The sequence below is a fragment of the Armatimonadota bacterium genome, from assembly GCA_020354555.1.
Classification (GTDB): domain Bacteria; phylum Armatimonadota; class Hebobacteria.
In genome coordinates, this window is the sequence record CP070648.1 from 2,532,801 (window position 1) to 2,538,612 (window position 5,812).

The following is a 5,812-nucleotide window of genomic DNA, read 5'->3' on the forward strand; positions in this document are numbered from 1 at the left end:
ATGTCTCTCACAGTCGGCCACATCGTGCCTACGACAAGGCTCCGATCCGTCCGCTGGAGAAGTTCGGGGCGGCGGCGAAGAGGATTGCGGGCGTTGCTCCCTTCAAGGGCAAAGGCAACGGCCTGCCGGAGGCGAGGATCGAGTTGTCAGACGCAAGAGAATTGCCTCTGGAGGAAGGGTCGGTGGACTTCGTCATCACGTCACCCCCGTACTGGAACATGCTGCGCACCAGCCGCGGCGGCGTCAAGTCGAAGCACAAGCAGCGCGCCGAGCAGAAGCTCGACACGCATTACTCCGATGATCCCACAGATCTCGGCAATGTCCAGGAGTACGATGGCTTTGTGGAAGGCCTGGGCAACGTCTTCGATCGCGTCCACGACTGCCTCGCGCCGGGAAGATACCTCGTCGTCGTCGCTCAGAACCTGCGCGCGCCGGATGGTGAAGTAAAGCCGCTCGCCTGGGATCTCGCCCGGCGCATTGGTCGTACCTTTCTCTTCCAGGGCGAGAAGGTGTGGTGTCAGAACACCAAGCCGCTCGGCATCTGGGGCTACCCCAAGGTCTTCGTCCCCAACTATCACCACCATTACTGCCTGATCTTCCGCAAGATGGTCTGAACCGCCCGCGCGAGCGGCGACTACCGCGCCCTTCGGCGCCTCGTCTCAGCATCAGTCAGCAGGCTCCCTCCGCCCCCGCAGAGAAGATTACAGCCACTCCATGCATCGAGGTTGGACATGCGCATCACAATCGTGCTCCTGTTCGTCCTGTTCGCCTCCACCGCGTTCGCCGCCGACCTGCCGGCCTGGGAGTTCGAGGATCCCGACCTGGTGGACTGGATGGGAAATGGCCAGGTCCGCGACCTGCATGTCTCAGACGGCTGCCTGCGCGCGGAGGTCGGTGACGACGATCCCATTGTGGTGTCCCCGCCGGTACCCCCATTCCCGACATCCATTGGCCAGCGCGTTGAGATCCGCATGTCGAGCGATCGAGCCGGCGTCGCGCAGCTCTTCTGGGCGCCGAACACCGAGGGGCCGTACGGCGGCTTCCAACCCGACCGCGAAACCGTCTTCCAGGTCAAGGGGGACGGCGAGTTTCACGTCTATACCATCTACCCCTTCTGGCACGGTGACCCGCAGATCATCGGCCTGCGCCTAGATCCCCCCGATGACGCGCACATAACGATTGACTTTGTGCGAGTGACCGAGATACCCACCCCAGAAACGGATGCGACCGCATGGGATTTCGCAGACGATGTTGCGGGCTGGCGTGCGCTCCAGGACATCGAGATCAATCACGTCGCAGGGCGCCTCGCCGGACGCGTCACCGGCCCCGCTCCGATTCTGATGTCTCCACGGTTCGCCGCAGAAAGCCCCGGCCTCAGTTGGGCGACCATCCGCATGCGGGTTGATGCGGGCCGGGCAGGGGAGTTGCAAGTCCTGTCCGCAGGAGCCCCCGGCATGGCGCGCCGATCGTTTCAGGTGATTGCCGACGGCCGGTTTCACACGTACAACGTGCTCGCGGCGGGACCGCAGCCGGGCGGCGCGGGAGTCATCGGGCTGGGCCTCGCGCCTTCGCTGGCGACCGATGCCCGCTTCGAGATCGAGAGCATAACCCTGGCGTCGGAGCCGGAAGGCCGGACGGATCTGGAACTGGTTGACTTCAATCCCGAACGCGCAGTGACACGAGCCGACCGCGAGTCCACCATCATCTGCATCCTGCGCAACCGCGGAGGCGAGCCGGCCCGCGGCCTGCGCGCCACTCTCAGCGCTCCTGAATGGCTGACCATCGTCAGCGCGCCGTCCGTCGAGGCGGCGCCTGATGCCCCGCTGCGCGTCACGCGCCAGGCGAGGTTCCGCTGGTCGCTGCGACCTACCCGCCCGGGCGACGCCGAGTTCACCGTCACGGTGGAGGGCGACAACATCGAGCCGCAGACCTATCACACAACGGTGGCGTATCCCGCGCCCCAGCCCGCGAAGCCCGCGACAGCCGATGGCAAGCCCTACGTCCCCGAGCCGCGGCCCGCGCAAGACGACTGGCAGGTTGGCGTGTACTACTTCCCGGGCTGGGACACCGGGGGCCGGTGGGATCCCATCAACCGAGCCCGCTTCCCGATCCCGTACCTCGGGTTCTACCGCGAGGGCGATCCGGAAGTCGCGGACTGGCACATCAAGTGGGCGGCCGAACACGGCATAGACTTCTTCATCTACGATTGGTACTGGATCCAGGGCTCGATGCACCTCACCCACGCGCTGCACGACGGCTACATGAATGCCCGCTACAAGGACCATCTCAAGTTCTGTCTGCTGTGGGCGAATCACAACCCGCCGGGCACGTCGTCAGAAGAAGACCTGCTGAACGTCACCCGCTACTGGCTCGACAACTACTTCAAGCTGCCGCAGTACCAGACGGTTGAGGGCAAGCCGCTGGTGGTTCTCTTCTCGCCGGGCCGCCTGACCGAGGACATGGGGAGCGCGGCGGTGGCCGCAGCGTTCGAGAAGATGCGGGCGCTGTGCCGCGCGGAGGGCCTGCCCGGGCTGTATCTCGCGGCGTGCGCCGTTCCCGCGCAGGCCGCGCGGCTCGCGCGCGAGGGCTACGACGCGGCGACCGGCTACAACTACCCCGCCGCCGGTTCTGAGGGCAAGCGCTGGGCGCCGTACGCCACGATGGTCACGGGGTATGAGGAGATCTGGAAGGAGTTCCTCGACCGCGACGAGATCAAATGCATCGTCCCGCTCGCCCCGGGTTGGGATTCGCGCCCGTGGCACGGCGACCACGCGCTCGTGCGCTATGACAACACGCCGGAGCTTTTCGAGGATATGTGTCGGCGCGCGAAGGCGCTGCTCGAGGAGCGAGAGCAGCCGCCCAAGCTGCGCATGGCGATCATCGAGGCGTGGAACGAGTTCGGCGAGGGGTCATACATCGAGCCGACCAGACCGTACGGCTTCGGCTATCTCGACGCCATCCGGCGGGTCTTCACCGAGGCCCCGGAGCAGCATGCGGACGTCGTGCCCGAGGATATCGGCCTCGGGCCGTACGACGTGAAGATGCCGCCCGAGGCGCTTGACAAGCGTGCCTGGGAGTTCGAGACGCCTGGCGACGCCGAGGGCTGGGACAGCGTGATGCAGATGACCGATGTGCGCGCTGAAGACGGGTCTCTCAAGGCGACGACCATCGGGGGCGATCCCGCGTTCTTCGGCCCGGCGGTGGAGATAGACGCCGCGCAGTATCGGCGCGTCTTGGTGCGCATGCGCGTGGATGGGCCGGAGGCGCCCGGCTCGGCCCAGCTCTTCTGGCGCAGCACCCTGCTCGCGGAAAGCGAGGCGACGAGTTGCCGGTTCGAGATCATCGCCGACGGGGAGTTCCACGAGTACGTGCTCGACGTCGGGAATGTGCCGACCTGGGCCGGGGATATCCAGCGGCTGCGCCTCGATCCCGGCTGGACCGCCGGGATGCAGGTGGAAGTGGATTACATCCGCGTGGTCGAGTAGCCCGCACTATTCATGGGCGTCACAGGTCGGCGTTGCTGAGTCTCAAGGTCCCGGGTCTCGCCGCGCGGAGTTATTCACGTAGATGACGCTGTACGCTCGGCTCCTCGCGCGTGAGGGCTTCACGGAACTCGAGGATGTACGATGACCACAGGTCCGGCTTGAGATACCGGCCGCGGTCGCGCTGCCACGCCATTTTGAAGAAACACCCGAACCCTCCGGCCTCGTGAACCGCGCCGAGCGCATCCCTGGCGGCGGTTGGCGGGCCGCCCCCGTCCGTGCCCGTGTCGGGATCGGCCCACCGGGATCCTGGGTGTTCGTAGGGATAGCCGTACTTGTGGTACAGCTTGCCCACCGGCTTATGGTACTTCCGCCACGCCTCTCGCAACGTGGCGCGTATGCCCAGGTCACCCTCCGGCACATTGACCTCGGGGTCATCGTATCGCCCGCCGTGATAGCAATAGACATCTATCAGGTCAACTGCCGGATCTGCGGCGAACCGATCCAGCACCTCGGATGACCCGGATAGACACACGAGCGGCGAGGCGCCCGAGCGCCGCTTGTGCTCCTCGCACAGCCGCAGCCACCGGTTGATGTAACCGGACGGAGCGCGCTTCGCCTCACCGAAGGGGCTGAGAATGTACGCCACATCGCTCAGCGTTCCGAGCAGCCGCCGCACGTAGGCTTCCTGGTACTCCAGTGCCCGCCGATTCTCGAAGAACTCCGGGATTGCCTTGTCACCGGGTAGGCCTAGCTCATTGACGTTGTTCTCGGGGTGGAATGGGTGTCCGCGCCAGTGGAGCGGGTGGTCTATCGCGTGCTCCGTGAAGATGCCGACCACCGGCACGATGCCCTTCTCGTTGAGGAATTTCAGCCGCGCGCGAAGCGTCTTGAAGTAACTCTCATCGAACCGATCGAGATCGAATCGCGGCCCGCCGAAGACCGTCTCCCCGGGCCCCGTGCGCATCCACGGGTATTCGTGTTGGCGGGTGCCCTGCTCAAGGTCGCGGCGAACATTGACGACCTCATTCCACGCTCCGAAGTCAATCGCGCCGAAGTCGCCCACCCACAGATTCATGCCGTAGGGCAGCATCATGACGTCCACGATCTCCGCTATCTCGTCCAGAGAGCGACCCATAGCGGCGTGGTGAGACATCTGGCCGACCAGGAATGTAGGACGGTCGTTGACGGCGACGAGGCGCCCTTTCACGGTCAGCGACCTAACGGGCTCCGCCGGCGACGCGGCCGCCGGTGACAGCGAGACTGCGAGAGCGATAACGGCGTGGATCACGGTTTCCCCCGAGCTTTGGCAATCATACCAGACAGCGCACCAACGGCACGATACACCGACGCGGGCCGGCGCCATCCGGCGCCCAGCGGCGCCTCGGTCAGCCTATTCGAACTCCACAGTATCGCCGTCCTGCGCCGCACCGTGAGCAGAGAGCCATTCCCCGAACGCCCGCAGCGCCTGCTCGCGCGTGAGACGCTTGCCGCGAAGGAACGTCTGCAGTTCGGCAACCGCCGCGCGTGATGCGGCTCGCGCCTGCAGCGCCGCCGCCAGCCATTCCACCACCACCGGCGAGAAGGCCTCAAGCACCGATGCGGCCGAGGCGTCGGGCGGCACGTCAAGCGCGCGCTTCACGGCAGCCGCTTTCGCCGGATCCGTTTCCGCGTGCAAGGCGGACTCCAACTGCCCCAGCCGCGTTGCCAGATCACTGAGTTCTTGCTTCAACGCCTCACGGCAAGCCGCTAGGATTCCCTCCGGCGCGACCAACTCAATGTCCTCACCGAGCGCCAAGCCGCAGTCGGGACACGTCGGCCCTCGGAGTAGCGCCTCGTGCAGCCGTCCGCCCGCGCAGTGCCGCTCCATCTGCGCGCGCAGGTTCGCTTCCACGTCAGCAGCGCGGCCGCTCAGCCCTAACCGTGCCAATGCGAGCAGCGCGCGGAACTCGGCCGCCCGTCGTGCATCCGCATATGCCCGGAACCGCGCCACGGAGTGCACCTCGGCGTGGTGCCGCTGATAACGAGCCGCGTAGTCGGCAACGAGCGCCGTCGCTTTCTGCCGGAATGTCGTGCGCTCCGGGATAATGCGCTCGCCTGCCGCAAGCATGCTCAGAATCTCCTCACGCGCCGCCGCCGGCCCCGCGTCCGCAATCCTGAGGCGCGCATCGCCGAGATAGCGGAACATCAGCGCGGCCAGGTCGGCGTCGACACGCAGGAACTCGACAAGAGCCGCGAGGCCCGCCACCGCGCCCGCCAGTTCGCTCCTGGCGGCGACGGCGGCGAGCCCTTCAGCCGCGTCCGCATCGCGCTCAATCGTGCCAGCCAAC

Annotated in this window: 4 protein-coding genes; 2 read left to right on the forward strand and 2 right to left on the reverse strand. The window is 66.2% G+C overall.

All coding sequences use genetic code 11. From position 1 onward, the window contains the following. Positions 1-614 (forward strand): hypothetical protein (locus JSV65_10365; protein UCH32996.1); only part of this gene is annotated, 614 nt, incomplete at its 5' end. 117 nt (positions 615-731) lie between these two features. Beyond that, positions 732-3,485, forward strand: coding sequence for a glycoside hydrolase family 99-like domain-containing protein (locus tag JSV65_10370; GenBank protein UCH32997.1), 2,754 nt, complete (start codon positions 732-734; stop codon positions 3,483-3,485). A 70-nt stretch (positions 3,486-3,555) separates the two neighbouring features. Here JSV65_10370 and JSV65_10375 read toward each other — a convergent pair whose 3' ends face one another. Together JSV65_10375 and JSV65_10380 are read right to left on the reverse strand one after the other, a co-directional pair. Next, positions 3,556-4,773, reverse strand: a complete 1,218-nt coding sequence (locus JSV65_10375) for a hypothetical protein (protein ID UCH32998.1) — start codon at positions 4,771-4,773, stop codon at positions 3,556-3,558. A gap of 102 nt (positions 4,774-4,875) precedes the next feature. Continuing rightward, the coding region (locus JSV65_10380) for a hypothetical protein (protein ID UCH32999.1) at positions 4,876-5,812 on the reverse strand (937 nt) is incomplete at its 5' end.

What these genes read in the sequence shown, in the direction of transcription:
- JSV65_10370 (UCH32997.1), top strand. Translation starts at nt 732, where the DNA reads ATGCGCATCACAATCGTGCTCCTGTTCGTCCTGTTCGCCTCCACCGCG.